This window comes from Paraburkholderia saeva, assembly GCF_907164555.1.
GTDB classification, from domain to species: domain Bacteria; phylum Pseudomonadota; class Gammaproteobacteria; order Burkholderiales; family Burkholderiaceae; genus Paraburkholderia; species Paraburkholderia saeva.
This window is the reverse complement of the sequence record NZ_CAJQZC010000004.1, coordinates 328,810-347,748: the sequence shown is the minus strand read 5'-3', so window position 1 is coordinate 347,748 and position 18,939 is coordinate 328,810. Positions and strand designations below refer to the sequence as shown.

20 protein-coding genes and 1 tRNA gene are annotated in these 18,939 nt (G+C 63.1%); 11 read left to right on the top strand and 10 right to left on the bottom strand.

Going from position 1 to position 18,939, the window contains the following annotated elements; all coding sequences use genetic code 11:
* Positions 1-443: 443 nt before the first annotated feature.
* A complete protein-coding gene (locus LPA36_RS13060) occupies positions 444-935 on the bottom strand; it encodes an OmpA family protein (RefSeq protein WP_228877067.1) in 492 nt (163 codons plus the stop codon).
* A gap of 253 nt (positions 936-1,188) precedes the next feature.
* Positions 1,189-1,494, bottom strand: a complete 306-nt coding sequence (locus tag LPA36_RS13055) for a hypothetical protein (protein ID WP_228877065.1) — start codon at positions 1,492-1,494, stop codon at positions 1,189-1,191.
* Positions 1,495-1,753: 259 nt separating this feature from the next.
* Here LPA36_RS13055 and LPA36_RS13050 point away from each other — a divergent pair, with 259 nt between their 5' ends.
* Positions 1,754-2,056 (top strand): hypothetical protein, encoded by a 303-nt coding sequence (locus LPA36_RS13050; RefSeq protein WP_228877064.1) that lies wholly within the window; start codon positions 1,754-1,756, stop codon positions 2,054-2,056.
* 4 nt (positions 2,057-2,060) lie between these two features.
* Here LPA36_RS13050 and LPA36_RS13045 read toward each other — a convergent pair.
* Positions 2,061-2,145: transfer RNA gene (locus LPA36_RS13045), tRNA-Leu, on the bottom strand.
* A gap of 186 nt (positions 2,146-2,331) precedes the next feature.
* Between LPA36_RS13045 and LPA36_RS13040 the strand changes: the two genes are divergently transcribed.
* The 7 genes from LPA36_RS13040 (at position 2,332) to LPA36_RS13010 (ending at position 9,673) form a co-directional block, all read left to right on the top strand.
* Positions 2,332-3,393, top strand: coding sequence for a LacI family DNA-binding transcriptional regulator (locus LPA36_RS13040; RefSeq protein WP_228877062.1), 1,062 nt, complete (start codon positions 2,332-2,334; stop codon positions 3,391-3,393).
* A 124-nt stretch (positions 3,394-3,517) separates the two neighbouring features.
* Complete coding sequence (locus LPA36_RS13035; RefSeq protein WP_228877517.1) at positions 3,518-4,507, top strand: ABC transporter substrate-binding protein; 990 nt, start codon at positions 3,518-3,520, stop codon at positions 4,505-4,507.
* 88 nt (positions 4,508-4,595) lie between these two features.
* The gene (locus LPA36_RS13030) at positions 4,596-5,420 is read left to right on the top strand and encodes an ABC transporter permease (RefSeq protein WP_228877061.1); all 825 of its coding nucleotides are present in this window, start codon (positions 4,596-4,598) and stop codon (positions 5,418-5,420) included.
* 19 nt (positions 5,421-5,439) lie between these two features.
* Entirely contained in the window at positions 5,440-6,366 is a 927-nt protein-coding gene (locus tag LPA36_RS13025) for an ABC transporter permease (protein WP_228877060.1), read from the top strand.
* On the top strand, positions 6,363-7,412 hold the full coding sequence (locus LPA36_RS13020) for an ABC transporter ATP-binding protein (RefSeq protein ID WP_228877059.1): 1,050 nt from the start codon (positions 6,363-6,365) through the stop codon (positions 7,410-7,412). Before LPA36_RS13025 ends, LPA36_RS13020 begins: the two co-directional genes overlap by 4 nt.
* 49 nt (positions 7,413-7,461) lie before the next feature.
* Positions 7,462-8,289 (top strand): phosphodiesterase, encoded by an 828-nt coding sequence (locus tag LPA36_RS13015; protein ID WP_228877058.1) that lies wholly within the window; start codon positions 7,462-7,464, stop codon positions 8,287-8,289.
* A 178-nt stretch (positions 8,290-8,467) separates the two neighbouring features.
* Positions 8,468-9,673 (top strand): MFS transporter, encoded by a 1,206-nt coding sequence (locus LPA36_RS13010; protein WP_228877057.1) that lies wholly within the window; start codon positions 8,468-8,470, stop codon positions 9,671-9,673.
* 40 nt (positions 9,674-9,713) lie between these two features.
* Here the strand turns inward: LPA36_RS13010 and LPA36_RS13005 are convergent, their stop codons facing one another.
* The 5 genes from LPA36_RS13005 to LPA36_RS12985 form a co-directional block, all read right to left on the bottom strand.
* Positions 9,714-10,148, bottom strand: a complete 435-nt coding sequence (locus LPA36_RS13005; RefSeq protein ID WP_228877056.1) for a response regulator — start codon at positions 10,146-10,148, stop codon at positions 9,714-9,716.
* Positions 10,149-10,171: 23 nt separating this feature from the next.
* Positions 10,172-10,804 carry a response regulator gene (locus LPA36_RS13000; RefSeq protein WP_228877054.1) on the bottom strand — a complete coding sequence of 211 codons (633 nt, stop codon included), beginning with the start codon at positions 10,802-10,804 and terminating at the stop codon, positions 10,172-10,174.
* Between the two features lie 196 nt (positions 10,805-11,000).
* A complete protein-coding gene (locus LPA36_RS12995) occupies positions 11,001-11,564 on the bottom strand; it encodes a ferritin-like domain-containing protein (RefSeq protein ID WP_228877052.1) in 564 nt (187 codons plus the stop codon).
* A gap of 87 nt (positions 11,565-11,651) precedes the next feature.
* Positions 11,652-11,813 (bottom strand): DUF1328 domain-containing protein, encoded by a 162-nt coding sequence (locus tag LPA36_RS12990; RefSeq protein WP_075643714.1) that lies wholly within the window; start codon positions 11,811-11,813, stop codon positions 11,652-11,654.
* Positions 11,814-11,875: 62 nt separating this feature from the next.
* The gene (locus LPA36_RS12985; protein ID WP_228877050.1) at positions 11,876-12,052 is read right to left on the bottom strand and encodes a DUF1328 domain-containing protein; all 177 of its coding nucleotides are present in this window, start codon (positions 12,050-12,052) and stop codon (positions 11,876-11,878) included.
* A gap of 259 nt (positions 12,053-12,311) precedes the next feature.
* On the opposite strand from LPA36_RS12985, the gene LPA36_RS12980 reads away from it, so the two are divergent.
* Both LPA36_RS12980 and LPA36_RS12975 read left to right on the top strand, forming a co-directional pair.
* Complete coding sequence (locus tag LPA36_RS12980; protein ID WP_228877515.1) at positions 12,312-13,739, top strand: sensor histidine kinase; 1,428 nt, start codon at positions 12,312-12,314, stop codon at positions 13,737-13,739.
* A gap of 214 nt (positions 13,740-13,953) precedes the next feature.
* The gene (locus LPA36_RS12975; RefSeq protein WP_228877048.1) at positions 13,954-14,091 is read left to right on the top strand and encodes an entericidin A/B family lipoprotein; all 138 of its coding nucleotides are present in this window, start codon (positions 13,954-13,956) and stop codon (positions 14,089-14,091) included.
* A gap of 239 nt (positions 14,092-14,330) precedes the next feature.
* On the opposite strand, the gene LPA36_RS12970 is transcribed toward LPA36_RS12975, so the two are convergent.
* Entirely contained in the window at positions 14,331-15,116 is a 786-nt protein-coding gene (locus LPA36_RS12970) for a DUF4397 domain-containing protein (protein WP_228877047.1), read from the bottom strand.
* A gap of 351 nt (positions 15,117-15,467) precedes the next feature.
* Here LPA36_RS12970 and LPA36_RS12965 point away from each other — a divergent pair, with 351 nt between their 5' ends.
* On the top strand, positions 15,468-17,507 hold the full coding sequence (locus tag LPA36_RS12965) for an NADPH-dependent 2,4-dienoyl-CoA reductase (RefSeq protein ID WP_228877046.1): 2,040 nt from the start codon (positions 15,468-15,470) through the stop codon (positions 17,505-17,507).
* Positions 17,508-17,567: 60 nt separating this feature from the next.
* On the opposite strand, the gene LPA36_RS12960 is transcribed toward LPA36_RS12965, so the two are convergent.
* On the bottom strand, positions 17,568-18,485 hold the full coding sequence (locus LPA36_RS12960) for an EamA family transporter (RefSeq protein WP_228877041.1): 918 nt from the start codon (positions 18,483-18,485) through the stop codon (positions 17,568-17,570).
* Positions 18,486-18,939: the final 454 nt, after the last annotated feature.

Below are 18,939 nucleotides of genomic sequence, written 5' to 3'. Positions count from 1 at the left end.
GATCATTCGTGGCTTGCTTATCACTGCCGGCGCTTTGAAAAATGACGTGCGGCAGCGGGAGACAGGGCACGCTGCGCGTTATTGCAGCCCGCAGGCTGCGGGCTGATCCATTCCATGCGGACGCCGGACGGATGCTTTTTGTCACGAGGAAATCCAGGATCCATGGGTCGCCTTCAGCAAGGCGTACATGCGTAAGGCCTATTACAGAGTGACGTCGAGTTTTGCGGGCCCCTGCGTCCGACGATTTCGACTGACCATGAGGACAATCGGCGCGTGACACACCGGCGAATGCAGGAGCGAACGAGAGCGGCTCATCGCCACAAGGGGTTCTCGTTCGCCGGGTGATACTTCCACAGCCATGCCGGGTCGTCCTGCGCCCGCCCTCGAATAAGCCCGATCGCAGGAAACGACCCGCCTCATAGCGTTTCTTCCGGTACGGAACACTAGCCTCCGACAACATCGATCTCTACGCGACGATTCTGGGCGCGACCCTGCTCTGTATCGTTCGTATCCACCGGATCGGACTCTCCGTTGCCGTGCACGACGTACTCGTTCGCCTTCAGCCCGTGCTCCTGCAGGTAATGCGCTACTGCCTGCGCACGGCGCAATGAGAGTTGATGATTAGACTCCGACGAGCCCACCGAGTCGGTGTAGCCAGTCACCGTCACCGTTTGCACGCTCTCGTGTTGCACGTGAGCAATGATCTTGTCCAGTTGCACATCGGCCGAGGGGCGCAGTTTCGCCTGGCCCGAGTTGAAGGTCGCGCCGCCCGCAAGCGTGTAGTGTTCGTGCGTCGGCGCCGGTGCCGGCGGAGGCGCTTCAGGCGCGGGCGCGGGCGCGGGAGCTTGAGAGACTGGCGGCGGAGGGGGCGGCGGCGACGAACCGCAGCCAGCCAGTGCTATGCATACTGCCAGCGCCATGGCCAGCGGAGTCATGCTGCCTGTTCGCGTGAGTTTGGCTATTTTTCCCATCATTAATGCTCCTTGGCAAACATTGAAGAAGCGACCGTAAAGACGGTGCTGCCTGTTACCCGTAACGGCGCGCAAAAAATGTAGAAGTTATGCCGTTACTGAGGTTATGTGACGGTTCACCGCAGGAACAATCCAGGTCTCTCGTTTCGTTTCCATCGAACGATCGACGCCGCGGCAGAATCGTCGCTCGCCAGTGCGTGCGCGGCAGGGACTATGGTCAGAAACAAAGGGAAATCAGTTCGAGGCAACGAACGGCGATACTAAACGCCCATTGAACGGCTGCATCCGCGCTATCGCGGACGCATCGTCCTATGCGTCTGCATTTGTCTTCGGTTGATCCGGTTTCAGGTTGGGCCCCGTCATGCCCGCTTTCGGGGCACGCGGCGAATGCCTTAATCGCCAGCCGACACCGCGAAATGAGGACGCCATATGTTTGCAAGCGCAGCAATTGCAATGCAGCCTCGCGCTCCAGGGATGCGGCTCCTGGGAATTCGATGCAGGTCATCTGCATGCCGATTTCCATATCGCGCTCCTTTCAATACCGAAGGGAATTCCCAGCGAACCCTGCCATTGGCGGGACGATCCCGGCATTCCCTTCGAATCGTTTTACTTTGAGCAACTATCGCTCAGCGCGCGCACACAAAGTCACACGCAATCAATCGAATCACAAGATCGCGAGCTGGCCAGGATTTGTACCGTGTGTCGGGCAGGCGCCATTCCGGGCTGATGACGGGGCGTGAATTAATAATACTCGCGGTCAATCGAAGAACAAGGTCAAAAGCGTGACATCGATCGCCACCGTTGCTGCCGCGCTGAATGGTCTCACCTGCACACCTTCTTTAGTCAAGGCGTTGGCGCTCAACATGGCGTCGCTCAGCGACAGCAGACCATCGTTTCAAAAAAGCAGGCAGGAGCGAGAATCTGTTCGATTCATGAAACGGACTTTGGAGGCGCACGAGCGCAATGCTGGCCGCAGCATGGCTCTTCGCGCGACGGCCGAGCCTGGAATACCCTGGAATGAAAAAAACCCGCGAAGACTTTGTCTGTCGCGGGTTTCCATACTTCTTTGGAAATTCCTGGATTGATACGTGGTGCCGGGGACGGGACTTGAACCCGTAAGCCGTTAAGCGGCGGATTTTAAGTCCGCTATGTTTACCAATTTCATCACCCCGGCAGCGCGGACGCGATTCTACCATTACCTGCCAGCGCCCCGACCCGCCGCGGCCGGAGCGCGGTCCGCCGAACGCCACGCCCACCATGGCTGACATCGTCGCCCCCATCCCGCCGAAAGCGTCATCGCACAGTCACAAACCTTCCAGATAATCCGCTCGACGAAAACGTTTACAAAACGGGCGAGTGGATGATACCTACGATCAAGGATGTCGCGGCGCACGCGGGTTTCTCGATTGCAACGGTCTCGCGGGCGATCAACGCCCCGCATACCGTCAACCCGGTCACGCTCGACAAGGTCCGTCAGTCGATCGACGCCCTCCACTTTCGCCCGAGCCCGCTTGGCCGCCAGTTGCGCGGCGAGCGCTCGCGTCTCATCGGTGTCGTGCTGCCGACGCTTGCGAATCCTGTTTTCGCGGAGTGCCTGCAAGGCATCGACGAACTCGCTTCGGCACAAGGCTACCGCCTGATGCTGATGACGACGCAATACGACGCCGACCGTGAGCGTCACGCAATCGACACGTTGCGCACGCAACGGGTCGAAGGCATGATCCTGACCGTCGCCGATGCCGATACGCATCCGATTCTCGACGAACTCGACCGCGACGGCCTGCTCTACGTGCTGATGCACAACGACACAGTGCGCCGCCCTTCCGTTTCCGTCGACAACCGGCTTGCCGCCTACGATGGCGTGCGCATGCTGATCGCGCACGGACACCGGCGCATCCTGATGCTCGCGGGCACGCTCGCCGCGTCGGACCGCGCGCGGCTGCGCCATACCGGTTACGTACAGGCAATGCAGCAGGCCGGACTTCAGGCCGCGCCTGCGCTCGAAATCGATTTCAACGCCGACGAACTCGCGCCCCCGGTGCTCGCGCATCTGACGAGCGGCGCAACGCGTCCTACCGCCCTCTTCTGCAGCAACGATCTGCTGGCGATGGTCGTCATGCGCGGCCTGCGTCGCGCGCAGTTCGACGTGCCACGCGACATGTCGATTCTCGGCTTCGACGGACTCGCGGTCGGTGAGCTGCTGTCGCCGCCGCTCGCGAGTATCAGCGCGCCGAATCGCGAAATCGGCTGCGCCGCATGGCGCCGGCTCACCGGCCGAATCGAAGGCACCTACGAATGCGACGCATCGCTCTCGCTGACACTGCCGCACACGTTGCGCGAAGGCGCGACGATCGCGGCCATCGCAGGCGCCAGTGACGGCGGCGTCGCCCGCGTGCGCGAACTGCCGCAAGCCGGACGATGAAAACTGCCGCATCCATCACGCTTCATCCACACGCCCTGACGTTTTCCCTGAAAGGAGACCTGTTGTGATCCGTCGTCCCTTCCTTATCGACTCGCTGCTACGCCGGCTCGCGCGCGTGACAGGCATGACGCTCGTCGCGTCGGCCGCACTGCTGGCAGCGCCCTTCGCTCACGCCGAAGAAACCGCGATCTGCTACAACTGCCCGCCCGAATGGGCGGACTGGGCAAGCCAGATTGCCGCGATCCAGCAGAAGACCGGCATTCGCGTGCCGTACGACAACAAGAACTCCGGCCAGTCGATCGCACAGTTGATGGCCGAGCAGAAAAGCCCCGTCGCCGACGTCGTCTATCTCGGCGTTTCGTCGGCCTTTCAGGCGAAGGACAAGGGCGTCATTCAGGCCTACAAACCGGCGCACTGGGACGACATTCCCGCGAACCTGAAGGACCCGCAAGGTTACTGGTTCACGATCCACTCGGGCACGCTGGGCTTCTTCGTCAACAAGGATGCGCTGGAAGGCAAACCGGTGCCGCGTTCATGGGCCGACCTGCTGAAGCCTGAATATAAAGGCATGGTGGGCTATCTCGATCCGTCGAGTGCGTTCGTCGGTTACGCAGGCGCGGTCGCCGTGAACCTGGCACTGGGCGGCACGCTCGATAACTTCGAGCCGGGCCTCGACTGGTTTCGCAAGCTGAAGGCCAACGCGCCGATCGTGCCGAAACAGACGGCCTACGCGCGCGTGCTGTCGGGCGAGATTCCGATCCTCCTCGACTACGACTTCGACGCCTACCGCGCGAAGTACAAGGATCACGCGAACGTCGAATTCGTGATTCCGAAGGAAGGCACGATTTCCGTACCGTACGTGATGAGCCTCGTGAAGGGTGCGCCGCACGATGCGAACGGCAAGAAAGTGCTCGACTTCGTGCTGTCCGACGAAGGCCAGAAGTTGTGGGCGAACGCGTATCTGCGCCCCGTTCGTGCAAGCGCGATGAGCAGCGACGCGGCTTCAAAGTTTCTCCCGGCCAGCGAATACGCACGTGCCAGGCCCGTCGACTTCGGCAAGATGGCCGCGAAGCAGACGGCGTTCGGCGAAAGCTATCTGCAGATCATGCATTGAACGAACAACGCGACCTGTACACGGTTTAACGCGCGCAGGTCGCGGCAACATCCGCACGCTCACGCTGGTTTCACCTCTCAAACCCGTCATGCACGACATCACGTTCCCGCTACGCTGGCGCATCGCACTGCTCGCGCCGGCGCTCGCCGTTTTTATCGCCTTCTGGCTGCTCCCCGTCGTTGCGCTGCTGCAGGTCAGCGCCGACGGTCACGCGCTCCAGACGTATCGCATGCTGCTCGGCAACGGTCGCTACATGCGCAGCCTGGGCGCCACGGTCGTGCTATCCGCCGCAGTTACGCTGACGACGCTCGTGCTGTCGGTGATCGCGGGTTTGCTGCTCGCACGTCGCGAATTCGCCGGCAAGCGCACGCTGCTCGCACTGCTGACTTTTCCGCTTGCGTTTCCAGGCGTGGTCGTCGGCTTCATGGTGATCATGCTTGCAGGACGGCAAGGTCTCATCGGCGCACTTTCGCTGAAACTCACCGGCGACCGCTGGGTCTTCGCGTATTCGATGAGCGGACTCTTTCTCGGCTACCTGTACTTCTCGATTCCGCGTGTGATCGTCACGGTCATGGCGTCGGCCACGAAACTCGATGCGTCGCTCGAAGAAGCCGCGCGTTCGCTCGGCGCATCGCCGTGGCAGATCATGCGCGACGTCGTATTGCCCGCACTTTCGCCCGGTTTGATCGCGGCGGGCGCGGTGTGCTTCGCGACCGCGATGGGCGCGTTCGGCACGGCGTTCACGCTCGCCACCGACATCGACGTGCTGCCCATGACCATCTACACCGAGTTCACGCTGAACGCGAACATGGTGACGGCTGCGGGCCTGTCGATCCTGCTTGGCGTAGTAACGTGGGTGGTGCTCGCGCTCGCGCGCAGCGCAACCGGATCAGCTGTAGCCGCCACCGCGTAATGCAGGAGGTCACCGCATCATGAGCTCACTCACGCACGGCAGCGCATCCACGGTGCGTGCAGGACGCACATCCAGGTTTCCATCCCTGCATACGTGGCTCGCGCTCGGGCAATGGTGTGTCACGCTGCTGCTCTGCGCGTTCCTGATTCTTCCCGTCGTCATGTCCATTGTCGCGGGATTGACGGTCAACTATTTTCAGGGCGTCGCAAGCGGACTGACCTTGCGCTGGCTCGTCGAAGTGTGGACGCAATATCATGCGTCGGTGTTTCTTTCGCTCGAAGTCGCAGCGGCCACGCTCGTCATCACGCTTTTGACCGGGGTTCCGGCAGGCTACGCGCTCGCGCGCAGCAAGACACGTTTCTCACGCGTCATCGAAGAACTGCTCGTCCTGCCGGTAGCGTTGCCGGGGCTCGCTTCCGCGCTCGCGTTACTCGTCGTGTACGGCGGATGGACGATGTTTCGCATGAGCGTCGCGTTTATCGTCACCGGTCACGTGGTGTTTACGCTGCCGTTCATGGTGCGTGCCGTTTCCGCCGTCTGCGCGGGTTCCGACCTGCGCACGCTGGAAGAAGGCGCGGCCAGTCTCGGCGCGACGTTCTTTCAGCGCTTCGTCACGATCGTCCTGCCGAACGCGAAACCCGGCATCGTCGCGGGCGCGCTTGCCGTGCTCACACTGTCGACCGGCGAATTCAACCTCACGTGGATGCTGCACACGCCCGATACGAAGACGCTGCCCGTCGGTCTCGCCGACACGTACGCATCGTTGCGCATCGAAATCGGCAGCGCATACACGATCCTCTTCTTCCTGCTGACGATGCCGCTTCTGATCGCCATGCAATGGCTCGGCGTCGACGCTACCGGCCAGCGGCGCGGCGCTTCGAAACACCGTGCCCGTGCCGCACTTTCTTCGCCTGACACATCGAATCGCCCGGACGTTACGCCATGAAACTCGCCTCCGTTCCCATCACGCTGAACCGCTGCTCGAAAACGTTTCGCGATACGCGTGTGCTCGAACCGCTCGACCTCTCGATCGAGGCAGGCGAAACACTCGTGCTGCTCGGGCCATCCGGTTGCGGCAAGACCACGACGCTGCGCATGATCGCCGGCCTGGAGACGCCCGACGCGGGTGGGCGCGTGCTGTTCGGCGATGAAGACGTCACGGCGCTGCCCATCGAGCGGCGTCAGGTCGGCATGGTGTTCCAGAGTTACGCGCTGTTCCCGAACCTGAACGTGCGCGGCAATATCGGCTACGGCCTGAAAATCCGGCGCGTGGCGGCCGCGACGTTGCGCGAGCGTGTCGACGAACTGCTCACGATGATGCGTCTCACCGATCACGCGGAGAAGCCCGTGGACCAACTCTCTGGCGGCCAGCGCCAGCGGGTCGCACTGGCCCGCGCGCTCGCGCTGCAACCGCGCGTGCTGTTGCTCGACGAGCCGCTGACCGCCCTCGACGCGCGTCTGCGCGACACGTTGCGCGCGGAAATGAACACGCTGCTGCGCGATCTGGGTGTGACGACCGTCTACGTCACGCACGATCAGGCCGAAGCGATGGAACTCGGCGACCGGATCGTCGTGATGAGCGCGGGACGCATCGAACAGATCGGCACGCCCCGTGGCATCTACTATCAGCCGGCGAACCGCGCGGTCGCGGAGTTTGTCGGCACGATCAACCGGCTTGCAGGAGAATGGCGTGACGGCGCGTTGGTCACGACCGGCGGCGCAGTGCCGGCGGCCCGTCCACCGCACGCATCCGGTACAGGCGCGCGCGAACTGTTTTTCCGCCCGGAAGACGCGCAGCTCGTCGATCCAGCGCATGCGCAACTGCGCGGCACGATCGATGGCGCGTCGTTCCTCGGCGAGCGCACGCGACTCACGATCCGTGGCGCGGCACCCGATGCGCTCGTCGTGGACGTCGCCGGGCGGGTCGAACTTGCGCGCGGAACACCAGTCGGCCTCTCGATTGCCGAAAACGCGCTGATCGCACTCGCGTGACGATGCGATACTGCGCAAACATCTGACTCCGTACGCAAGGACCTTCTTCATGCTCATCGCCCAGATTAGCGACCTGCACATCAAGAACCCCGGCGCGCTCGCCTACCGGCGCGTCGATACCGCCGCCGCGCTGACGCGTTGCATCGCGCGGCTCAACACCCTGGTGCCGCGTCCCGACATGGTGCTGATGACAGGCGATCTCGTCGATCAGGGCACGGTCGAGCAGTATCGTCATCTGAAGTCGCTGCTCGCCGCGCTCGACATTCCGTACTACCTGCTGCTCGGCAACCATGACGGGCGCGATGAAATTCGCGAGGTGTTTCCGGAGCGTGCAGAACTGTTCGAAGGCGGTGAATTCGTGCACTACACGGCGGACATCGGCCCGATCCGCTTCATCGCACTTGATTCGCTGCAGCCGGGGAAGAGCGCGGGCCAGTTGTGCGACGCGCGTCTTGCATGGCTCGCGGCGCAACTCGATGCCGCCCGCGAGCAACCCGTGATCGTCGCGCTCCATCATCCGCCGTTCGAATGCGGCATTGGTCATATGGATCGCGTGCGACTCGATCCGCCCGCCGCTGTGCGCCTCGCCGGGCTCATCGCTCAGCATCCGAACGTCGAGCGCGTGATCTGCGGTCATGTGCACCGGCCGATGTTCATGCGCTTCGGCGGCACGATCGCCTCGGCCGTGCCCGCACCTGCGCATCAGGTCGCGCTCGATCTGCGCGACGATGCGCCGTCCGCCTTCATGCTCGAACCGCCGGCGTTCGCGCTGCACCGGTATGCGCCTGCCACGGGCATCGTCACGCACCACGCGTATATCGACGACGCCGACGGCCCGTATCCGTTCTACGAGCCCGCTGGCGCACTGATCGATTGAGCGCGTCCACGGCATGCTCCGGCTGGCGTGACGCGGCGATACGCCGGGAGCGCGCCCAGCAGGGTCAGGCGCGCTCCGGTATGATCGGCACGCTCAAGGTGCCGCCGGCGTGCGGCACCGTCTCTCCGGCTGACTGACCGGCCGGTGGAGTCCATCCCGTTTGCCGTTGCGTGTTTCCATGTCCACATCCGATCCGAGCGCCACCGACCTGTCCCCCGCCGCGCTGCGCGGCCTGTTGCTGCTACTCGCGACGATTGCCGGGGTCGCGGTCGCCAACATCTATTACAACCAGCCGCTTCTCGACGATTTCCGTCAGTCGTTTCCGCATAGCGCTTCGTGGATCGGTGCGGTGCCCGCCGTCACGCAGCTCGGTTACGCGGCCGGCATGCTGCTGCTCGCGCCGCTTGGCGACCGTTTCGACCGGCGCTTCCTGATTCTGCTGCAGACGGCCGGCATGTGCGTCTCGCTCTTCATCGCGGGCACCGCGCCGAGCCTTGCGGTCCTGATTCTGGCGAGTCTCGCGATCGGCGTGCTCGCGACAATCGCGCAACAGGCCGTGCCGTTCGCTGCCGAACTCGCGCCGCCGTCGGCCCGCGGACACGCGGTTGGCACCGTCATGAGCGGCCTGCTGCTCGGCATCCTGCTTGCCCGGACCGCCGCCGGATTGATTGCGGAATATTTCGGCTGGCGTACGGTGTTCTTTGCGTCGATCGTCGCGCTGCTCGCGCTTTCGGTCGTCATCGTGATGCGTCTGCCGAAGAGTCAGCCCACGTCGACGCTCGGCTACGGCAAGCTCCTCGCTTCGATGTGGCATCTGAGCGTCGAGCATCGCGGGCTGCGCGAGGCGTCGCTCACGGGCGCCGCGCTCTTTGCTTCGTTCAGCATCTTCTGGTCCGTACTGTCGCTGCTGCTGGCCGGGCCGCCGTTTCATCTGGGACCGCAGGCGGCCGGGCTCTTCGGCATCGTGGGCGCCGCCGGCGCGCTCGCCGCGCCGTACGCCGGCAAGTTTTCCGACAAACGCGGGCCGCGTTCGATCATTACGCTCGCCATCGGGCTCGTTGCGCTGTCGTTTGTGATTTTCGGCGTGTCGGGCGCGAGCATTGCCGGGCTGGTCGTCGGCGTGATCGTGCTGGATATCGGCGTGCAGGCCGCGCAGATTTCCAACCAGTCGCGCATCTACGCGCTAAAGCCCGAAGCGCGCAGCCGCGTGAATACGGTCTACATGGTGTGCTATTTCATCGGCGGTGCGGCAGGCTCGGCAATCGGCGGACTCGCCTGGCACGCGTTCGGCTGGGTCGGTGTTTCGATTGCAGGTTTTCTGTGCGCCGGGCTCGCGGCATGGAATCATCTGCGCAGCGAACCGGCTGCCGTGAGCGCGCTGTGAGCGCGTTGCGCACGCGCCGGGTCGCGCGAAGCTCGGGGAATCAGACAGGCCGACTGCCGCGCGCGCGCGCGTAGTCGTGCAACGCGTCGATCACGCGATCGAACTCGAACGATTTGTCGTAGAAGTGCCGCACCCCATACTGCTCGCAGCGCTCGCGATAGGCCGGCAACGCGTGATTCGTCAGGACCGCGACGAACATCGTATCGATCAGCCCTTCGCGCTGAAGCGAGGCCAGCACCGGCACACCCGACCCATGCTTGAGCTGCAGATCGACGATCACGGCGTCGAACTTTTCGCCGCCGAGGAGCGCAATGGCGTCGTCGGCAGTGTCGGCGTACGCGGCGACCTGGAACGTGCCGGACGCATCGATCGCTTCCACCAGGCTGCGCCGGATCAGCGGCGAATCCTCGATCAGCAGCACGCGCAACGGCGCGCCGCGGGTCTCGTCGGGGAAGGTTTCGGAATTGCGGCTCATGGGATCGTTTGCCATTGCGCGCCTTACTCGATCAGGCCGTTCTTGATCGCGTAGTACGTCAAATCTGCGTTGTTCGTGAGATTCATCTTCTCCAGTACGCGTGCCCGATAGGTGCTCACGGTCTTCACGGAAAGATGCAGTTCCTCCGCGATATCCGTCGGAATCTGTCCGGCAGCAAGTTTGCAGAAGATCTGGAACTCACGCTCCGACAGCTGCTCGTGCGGCTGACCCGCGGCCGGTTTGTCGAGCTTGTTCGCGAGCGTATCGGCCACTGTCTCCGACAGATAGCGATGCCCGCGCGCCACGGCGCGGATGGCCCGCACGATCTCATCAGGCTCGCAGTCCTTGTTCAGATACCCATTGGCGCCCGCGCGCAGCAGGTTGATTGCGTACTGGCTCTCCGGATAGCCGGACAGGATCAGCACGCCCTGCTCCGGGCGCACCTGCTTGATGACGCGCAGCGTATCGATGCCGTTCTTGTCGGGCATCGCGATATCGAGCAGGACGACGTCGAACGCCTGTTCGCGCACGTGACTGATCGCTTCGTCGCCGGTCGAGGCTTCGGCTGCGACGCACATGTCCGGCTCATCGGCGACGAACTGTCTGAATCCGCCTCGTACGATGGCGTGATCGTCGGCTATCAAGACTCGAATCATCGGTTCCCATCCGTGCCGTGGCGGTTTGTCCAAAGCACCTATTGTAGTGGTGTCCCGGCGCATGCCTGCCGGGACCGCCTTTACCCAACACAGGCGCGCGACGCTTTAAAGGCGCTCGCAATCCGCTCGGCGTCAAGCCGCAAACGCGCATCGGGACAACGCCTCGGCGCGTTCGCGGTCTCGCCGACCTTCTCGCCTACTTGCGGCCTTCGAGCAGATCCGCCATATCGTCGGCGTGCTCTTCTTCGACGGCGAGAATCTCCTCGAAGATGCGGCGTGTCGTGACGTCCTTGTCGCCGATATAGTTGATGATCTCGCGATACGAATCGATGGCGATGCGCTCGGCAATCAGGTTCTCGCGGATCATGTCGGTCAGATCCTTGCCTTCCTTGTATTCCGAATGCGCGCGCGAGGCGAGGCCATCAGGCGCGAAGTCAGGCTCGCCGCCCAGTTGCACGATGCGTGCGGCAAGCGTATCGGCGTGACCCTGCTCTTCGTTGGCGTGCTCGAGAAATTCCGTTGCCACGCCTTCCGAATTGATCCCTTTGGCCATGAAGTAATGACGCTTGTAGCGCAGCACGCAGATGATCTCCGTCGCGAGCGAATCGTTCAGCAGCTTGAGCACCGTCTCACGATCCGCGGCATAGCTCTGCGTCACCGATCCTTCAGACATGTGCTGGCGCGCCTGCTCGCGGATCTTCTTCACATCCATGACAAAAGAGCCTTGCGTCGCGCTCTGCCCGGTAGAGGTTTTCGACATTTAGCCACTCCTTGTACTGATCTGTGGGGGAATGGCGCGTGTGCCGCAAAGCGGCCACGCGCCTGATGGTATCGACGAATGTGCTGGCTACGTTCGAAACACGCCGAGCAGCAACGTGACGACGAAAACGACCAGAAAAATATAAAACAGAATCTTGGCGATTTCTGCCGCACCAGCCGCAATGCCGGTAAAGCCGAACACCGCGGCGATGATCGCTATGACGAAAAATACGACTGCATAGTGAAGCATGGCGGTTCTCCCTGTGACTACTGGTTTTTGTTAAAGCACTGAACGGCCCCCACAGCGCTTCGCTAGTCGACTATTTTTTTCGTCACGACAAAGCCAAGCACGAGGAACACCACGCACAGAATCAGGAACAGCACGAACAGGAATTTGGCGATTCCCGCAGCGCCTGCCGCAATGCCGGTGAACCCGCAGAGGCCGGCAACGACTGCGATGACGGCGAAAATCAGCGCCCACTTGAGCATGATCGTTTCCTCCTTTACGTGTAAGAGACTGGGACTGGTTCTCATCGTAAAGATGCATGCGGGCGTTGACACTCCGGCGCGCGCCGGTTTTCGTGTGAGAATCCGCTTACACGCGATTACGGAAGCTTTACTGGCGCGCGTGCGCCGCCGCCCCACACCGAACGGGGCGCACGGAAGCGCGCGCAACGCGCGGCAGACGCTACACTGATGCTTCAATTCAGGAGCGACCTTGAATACAGCCGCACGCTTCAACGACTGGATGCGCAACCGCAGCTGGGCGATTGCGATGACAGTCGCGATCGTCATCACCGTCGGCGGCCTCGTGATTCTTGAAACGGGCCGCCAGCGCATCGCGGGCGAGTACGAAACCGCACTCGAAGCGAAAGGCGCAACGGTTCAACTGGGCACACTCGCTAAGCAGCTTGCGCAGCTCACGGCCGACGAAAGCACGTTCCTCCTGACGAAACAGCAGTTGTGGGCAAGCGCCTGGTGCACGACCGCTGGCCAGATCCGTCAGACGTCGCAGCAGCTCGACGCCTGGTTCCGCCTGCATGCCGACAGTGCCGAACAGGCCAGCTTCAGCCAGATTGCGCGGCTGATCGAGGCGCGTTCGGGCGCAGGTCGCGACGCACTGCAACAAGCCGCGCCCGACGTCGATCTGTCGAACTGTCCTGCACCCACCGACGCACGTCCCGTCGATGCCGCGCTGGTCGAAAGCACACTCACACTCCTGCGCGACAACGAAGAGCGCCGCGCCCAGCACGCACTCGATGCGAGCCGCACCGGTCAGCGCATCTCGACGTTCATTGCGGGCGGCCTCTCGGCGTTGAACATCGTGCTGTTCATCCTGCTGTTCCGTAATCTCGGCATCCAGTTCGAACGCCAGGCGCGCGTGCAGCGCCAGTTGATCACGCAACAGGAAGAACTCGACCAGCTGGTCACCGAGCGAACGCGCCAGCTCGAGGCACTCGGCTGGCATTTGCAGGCCGTGAGCGAAAACGAGAAAACCCAGCTTGCGCGCGAGTTGCACGACGAACTCGGTGCGATTCTCACGGCGAGCAAGATGGATGTCGCGTGGGCGAACCGCAAACTGAAGGACGCCGAGCCTGCGATCTCCGAGAAGCTCACGCGCGCGCTCGCCAATCTCGATCAGGGCATCGCACTCAAGCGCCGCATTATCGAGGACATGCGGCCCACCGTCCTGGCCAATTTCGGGCTCGTGACCGCCCTTCGCACGCTCGGCGACGAGGCCGCGCAACGCAACGGCTGGGTGCTCGACCAGCAGCTTCCCGCAGACGACATCAAGCTCGACGAACAGACGGAGATCGCGCTCTTTCGCGTCGCGCAGGAATCGCTGACGAACGCCGCGAAGTATGCGAATGCATCACGCGTATCGATCGGCCTGACGGTTCACGCCGACCAGGTGGCGCTCCATATCGCTGACAACGGCATCGGCATCACGCCCGCCGATCTCAAGCGCACGCACACGCACGGCCTGCTCGGCATGCGCCAGCGGGTTGCCGCGCGCGGTGGACACTTCGACATCCGGCGCGGAGCGGCGGGCGGCACCGACATTCGCGTGACGATGCCGACAGTCAGCACGATCACCCCGTTCGATGAAGGGACCTCCGCGCCTTCCGCACCTTCCGGGTCTTCGCCTGTCACGACACCCAACGCACGTACGTAGGATTGCGCCGACGCGAACACCGGAGGCCGCCTACAGGAAAATCGCAACCACGCCGACAGCGGCGGCCCGCCCCTTTTTTTAACATGCAATCAGACCGGATCGGCTTGCTTCATCGCCCGGTCGGACGATAGATAGCAGGCGTCGGGCCTCACGGCGAACCGAACGGTAAACCACATGGCGCGTATGTCGATGCCACTTCACAAGGGGAACACTCATGACTCGACTGATCGCTTTGCTTCTGCTCGCAGGGTCCGCGATACTGGCCGCCGGTTGCAATACCGTAGAGGGTGCGGGCCAGGACATCTCCAAGGGCGGCAACGCCATTTCGAACTCAGCGGAAAAGGCCAAATAAATCCGTTGCCCGCGCGCGCCTTCGGGTGCGCGCCCTGACTTGAGCCTCCGAGGGCTGCCTGCCCGCCGCGTCACATGCGGCGGGCTTTTTTTGTTTTGGCATCTTGTGACACATGCCGTCATTTTCCAGCGCGAATTCAGGCGCTCAAGACAAAACGGCGATCCACTTTCGTGGATCGCCGTCGTGCCCTCCCCCTGCCATGCCGCCTGCGTTATTTCATGCCCAGCCGTTTCACTGGATCAGAGACCCGTGAGGCTGTCGTTCAACTCGATGGCAGGCGTGCTCGTATTGCCACCTTGCGCGACGAGCATGTGCAACTGGTTCGGAATGGCCTGGCTCAGCGCGCCCGCCGTCGGCACCGACGTGATCAGCCAGTCCGCGTTATTGCCCAGCGTGAACGAGCCTGACTGGTAGATCTTCGTCTTGCTGCCTGCCGTCGTCGCGATCAGCACGTAGGTGCCGCCGTTCAAATAGATCGAATCCTGACCACTCGCGGGCACTGCATTCTTGAACGAGAGGCCTGCCATCGTCGGGCTGACGGTCGTGATGTCCGTGCCCGGTGCGACGAGATACAGGTCGAGGTTCTGTGCGTTCACCGATGCATTGAAGCCGCGCACGCGTGCGCTGTTGGACAGGAGACCCTTGTCGAACGGGTCGTCGATCAGACCGATATCGGGCGTCGGCAATCCGGGGACGGCAATCACCGTGTATTCATGGCCTTTTGCCACGTCAGAGAACGAGCCGCTCGCGAGCGCCGTTGTCGTACCCGTCGCCGCGTAGGCCACGGAGGTCTGTCCGGTGTTGATGTTCGCGAAGTTCGTGACGCCCTTGTAGTCGATCTTGGTTTGCAGCGCCGCGCCGTTCACGAGAAAGTCGACAGTCGGGCCGCTGGGAATTGCGTGAACGAAGTGAATAACCGGGTTCGTCAACCCGAGCTCTTTGCCAACGTCGTTAGTGCCGCCACCGCACGCCGACAGGATAGATGCCGCGCCAACCAGCGCTGCCATGGTTCGGATAAGCTTCATGTTCTCCACCTCTCACAAATGGCTTTGAGCCGTTAATTTGTTGTCGCCGTTTTCTGCCGGCACCTGTTTCGTCGATTACTGAAAATGGCGTCATGCAGTACGTCGTCCAAACGCCGGCGACCTTTCATATCCCTGGCGGACGTGTCCTCTCAAACACGAAGTCCGCGTCGTTCGGACGATCGAGTTGAGCAATCGGTGTGCCTCGGGTCGTCGTGAAGGCGCTGCGCTTACGAAAAGCCCCGCGATTCAATGCTTTCGCGGGGCTAGAATTTTTCCTCGACAGTTTTGCGGCATTGCACACCTGTCGCCGTGTATCTTTCGTCGGCACCCCGACTTTACAAGCGACCCTGCATGTCTTACCGCCATCTGCTCGCCCCGCTCGACCTCGGCTACACGACGCTGCGTAACCGCGTCGTGATGGGCTCCATGCATACCGGCATGGAAGACCGCTTCTGGAATTACGCGAAGCTGGCCGCGTATTTCCGCGAACGCGCACGGGGCGGCGTCGGGCTCATCATCACGGGCGGCATTTCACCGAATCGCGAAGGCTGGCTGCTGCCGTTCGGCGGCACGCTCAATTCAGTCTTTGATCTGCACAATCATCGCAAACTGACTGAAGCAGTTCATGCGGAAGGCGGCAAGATCGCGCTGCAGATCCTGCATGCAGGGCGTTACGGCTATCAGCCGATGGTTGTGTCCGCATCGGCCGTCAAATCGCCGATCTCGAAGTTCAAGCCACGCGCGCTTACCGAAGCCGGCATCGCGCGCACGGTGCGCGACTACGCGCGTTGCGCGCGCCTTGCGCAGCGCGCCGGGTACGACGGCATCGAAATCATGGGCAGCGAAGGCTATCTGCTCAACCAGTTTCTCTGCCCGCGTACGAACCTGCGCACGGACGGCTATGGCGGCAGCATCGAAAACCGGATGCGGATTGCACGCGAGATCGTCGAACGTGTCCGCGCCGTGTGCGGCAGCGAATTCATCGTGGTGTACCGGCTTTCGCTGATCGATCTCGTCGAAGGCGGCAATACGTGGGACGAAACGGTCCTGGTCGCGCAGGCGCTGGAAGCCGCGGGCGTCACGATGTTCAACACAGGGATCGGCTGGCACGAAGCGCGTGTGCCGACCATCGTGACTTCCGTGCCGCGCGCGGCGTTCGCGCCATTGAGCGCGCGTTTGAAGGCCGCTGTGCGCGTGCCCGTCATCGTCTCGAACCGCATCAACACGCCCGAAGTCGCCGAGCGCCTGCTCGCCGAGGGCGCGGGCGACCTCGTTTCGATGGCGCGGCCGCTGCTGGCCGACCCTGACTTCGTCGTGAAGGCCGCCGAAGGACGCACGCATGAGATCAACACGTGTATCGCCTGCAACCAGGCGTGCCTCGATCACACGTTCAGGAACCAGCGCGCGACGTGCCTCGTGAATCCACGCGCAGGACGCGAGACCGAACTCGTGTACCGGCCGCTCGCCCATGCAGCCCGGTCGCGCACGGTGGCGGTGATCGGCGCGGGGCCGGCCGGGCTGTCGGCGGCGACGGTGGCTGCCGCGCGCGGTCATCGCGTGACGCTCTTCGATGCGGGCGCAACGATCGGCGGCCAGTTCAATCTGGCGATGCGCGTTCCGGGCAAGGAAGAGTTTGCCGAAACGATCCGCTATTTCCAGAGCCAGCTCGACCGCCATGGCGTGGACGTGCGCCTGCAAACGCGGGTCGATGCGCCGTTGCTCGCCGCTTCGCACTACGACGACGTGATCGTCGCGACCGGCATCGCGCCGCGCCGCCCTGCGATTCCCGGCATTGACGGCCCGAACGTGCTCTCGTATGTCGACGTGCTGCTCGGCGCACCGGTGGGCCGGACTGTCGCGGTGATCGGCGCGGGCGGTATCGGCTTCGACGTCAGCGAGTTTCTGCTGCATCGCAGCGGTGAACCGCTGCCTCAATCGCGCGAAGCGTGGCTCGACGAATGGGGCGTCGACCTCGACGTCACGACGCGTGGCGGCCTGAAGCCGGTTGAACCGGCGACGCCGCCGCGTGAGCTGTGGCTGCTGCAGCGCAAGGCCGGCAAGCTCGGTGCGGGGCTTGGCAAGACGTCCGGCTGGGTGCATCGCGCGACGCTCATCCGTAACGGCGTGCGCATGCTCGACGGTGTGTCGTATCTGGAGATCGACCCGCGCGGCATCCGGATCGCGCGCAACGGTGAGGAACAGTGGCTGGAGGTGGAGACGATTGTCGTGTGCGCCGGGCAGGAATCGATGCGAGACCTTTATCCCACTGCGCCTGCTACGCCCGCCGCGAATGGCCCGCGTTTTCACGTGATCGGCGGTGCGGCGCTCGCAACCGAACTGGACGCGAAGCGCGCGATCCGCGAAGGCGCTGAACTCGCCGCGCGGCTTTGAATCGGGCCCGCTGCGGATCGGGCCGCAGACGCACAGGCTGCAAACGTCACGCAGCCGCGATCAGGCTATCCGGCGTCGGCGCGAGTCGAACCAGAACGACAGACCCACGCTCGCGAGAATGACCACCGTCGCGATCACCGTCGAGCGCGTGACCGGCTCGCCAAGCAGCAGCGCGCCCAGCGCGACGGCGACGACCGGATTCACGTACATGCAACTGCTCGCGATGATCGGACTTGTGTGGCGGATCAGGTAGCCATACGCGACGTATGCGGCCATCGTGCCGATCAGCATCAGATACAGAAACGCGACGACCGGCAGGAAATGCACCTCCATCATCCGCTCGCCGGATATCCACGCGACGAGCGTCGACATGCCGCCGCCGAGGCCAATCTGCAGCGAGGTCGAGAGAAACAGGTCGGATGGCAGTTTCAGCCGTCCGGCCAGATGCGCGCCGCCGGCCCAGAAGAGCGCGCCACAAAGAATCGCAAGGCTGCCGCCGGCGGACCCCGGCGACGTATCGCCGTGACTGAGGATCGCAATGCCGACAAGGCCGAGACCAATCGCGAACCATTCGCCCCTGCCGGTCTTGCGGCCCGCGAGCGCCGCAATCATCGTCGCGAAGAGCGGCACCGTGGCGACCATGACAGCCGCCGTGCCGGTGCCCACGGTCCGCATCCCGTAGGCCAGCATGCCGCTCGACAGGCCCACCAGCATCGTGCCGACCAGCCCTGCGTTGCGCACTTCCGCCGCGCCCGGCCAGGCCGGCTGGCGGCGCACTGCGAAGACAAAGAGTCCGATGCCCGCGAACAGGTTACGCAGCCCCGAGAGCAGCAGCGGCGGGAACGACCCGAGCGCCACGTGCACGGCCAGGTACGTCGAGCCCCACACGATATAGACGACCGTAAGCGCGAGCGCGATGCGGCCTTGAGGTGACTTCGGTGCGCGGAAAGGGAAGGTTTCTGGAAACTGGAACGACATGCGCTCAACCCACCCACGCCAGGGAACGCACGCGCCGCGAGACGGCAGGTTGCGTGCGTGGGGGCGTGCGCCGCCCGCAAAGAGGCGGATGGGCGGATGAGCGGACAAGACAGGACGACATGGCGGCGGTACGACGGGAAACGTTTGCTGGCGGAAAATGGGCCGGTTTAATGCGCAATGGTGCGAATTAAGCGCGGATCGAGCCCGTGGTTAGCGGGCATCGGCAGCATTATGCAGTACCGCCGCGCGGTCGCACTGAAAGCAGACGTAAATAATCGCAACGCATCATAAAAAAGGACCGGGCCCATTTAGCCTGGGTGGCATACAAACACTGCTATTTAATGTGTGAGTGAGTACCGGGAACGACTTTCGCTCTTGTTTTTTTAGTAAGTCTGCTCATGGCCGCAGCGCTACGGCTATATTTTTTCTGGCATCCAGCTGCGTCAGCCACCAT

Bases quoted from the DNA above. Each gene is read 5' to 3' on its own strand.
- LPA36_RS13060 (WP_228877067.1), bottom strand. From the start codon at position 935: ATGACTCCGCTGGCCATGGCGCTGGCAGTATGCATAGCACTGGCTGGC.
- LPA36_RS13055 (WP_228877065.1), bottom strand. From the start codon at position 1,494: ATGGAAATCGGCATGCAGATGACCTGCATCGAATTCCCAGGAGCCGCA.
- LPA36_RS13040 (WP_228877062.1), top strand. From the start codon at position 2,332: ATGATACCTACGATCAAGGATGTCGCGGCGCACGCGGGTTTCTCGATT.
- LPA36_RS13035 (WP_228877517.1), top strand. From the start codon at position 3,518: ATGACGCTCGTCGCGTCGGCCGCACTGCTGGCAGCGCCCTTCGCTCAC.
- LPA36_RS13030 (WP_228877061.1), top strand. From the start codon at position 4,596: ATGCACGACATCACGTTCCCGCTACGCTGGCGCATCGCACTGCTCGCG.
- LPA36_RS13025 (WP_228877060.1), top strand. From the start codon at position 5,440: ATGAGCTCACTCACGCACGGCAGCGCATCCACGGTGCGTGCAGGACGC.
- LPA36_RS13020 (WP_228877059.1), top strand. From the start codon at position 6,363: ATGAAACTCGCCTCCGTTCCCATCACGCTGAACCGCTGCTCGAAAACG.
- LPA36_RS13015 (WP_228877058.1), top strand. From the start codon at position 7,462: ATGCTCATCGCCCAGATTAGCGACCTGCACATCAAGAACCCCGGCGCG.
- LPA36_RS13010 (WP_228877057.1), top strand. From the start codon at position 8,468: ATGTCCACATCCGATCCGAGCGCCACCGACCTGTCCCCCGCCGCGCTG.
- LPA36_RS13005 (WP_228877056.1), bottom strand. From the start codon at position 10,148: ATGAGCCGCAATTCCGAAACCTTCCCCGACGAGACCCGCGGCGCGCCG.
- LPA36_RS13000 (WP_228877054.1), bottom strand. From the start codon at position 10,804: ATGATTCGAGTCTTGATAGCCGACGATCACGCCATCGTACGAGGCGGA.
- LPA36_RS12995 (WP_228877052.1), bottom strand. From the start codon at position 11,564: ATGTCGAAAACCTCTACCGGGCAGAGCGCGACGCAAGGCTCTTTTGTC.
- LPA36_RS12990 (WP_075643714.1), bottom strand. From the start codon at position 11,813: ATGCTTCACTATGCAGTCGTATTTTTCGTCATAGCGATCATCGCCGCG.
- LPA36_RS12985 (WP_228877050.1), bottom strand. From the start codon at position 12,052: ATGCTCAAGTGGGCGCTGATTTTCGCCGTCATCGCAGTCGTTGCCGGC.
- LPA36_RS12980 (WP_228877515.1), top strand. From the start codon at position 12,312: ATGCGCAACCGCAGCTGGGCGATTGCGATGACAGTCGCGATCGTCATC.
- LPA36_RS12975 (WP_228877048.1), top strand. From the start codon at position 13,954: ATGACTCGACTGATCGCTTTGCTTCTGCTCGCAGGGTCCGCGATACTG.
- LPA36_RS12970 (WP_228877047.1), bottom strand. From the start codon at position 15,116: ATGAAGCTTATCCGAACCATGGCAGCGCTGGTTGGCGCGGCATCTATC.
- LPA36_RS12965 (WP_228877046.1), top strand. From the start codon at position 15,468: ATGTCTTACCGCCATCTGCTCGCCCCGCTCGACCTCGGCTACACGACG.
- LPA36_RS12960 (WP_228877041.1), bottom strand. From the start codon at position 18,485: ATGTCGTTCCAGTTTCCAGAAACCTTCCCTTTCCGCGCACCGAAGTCA.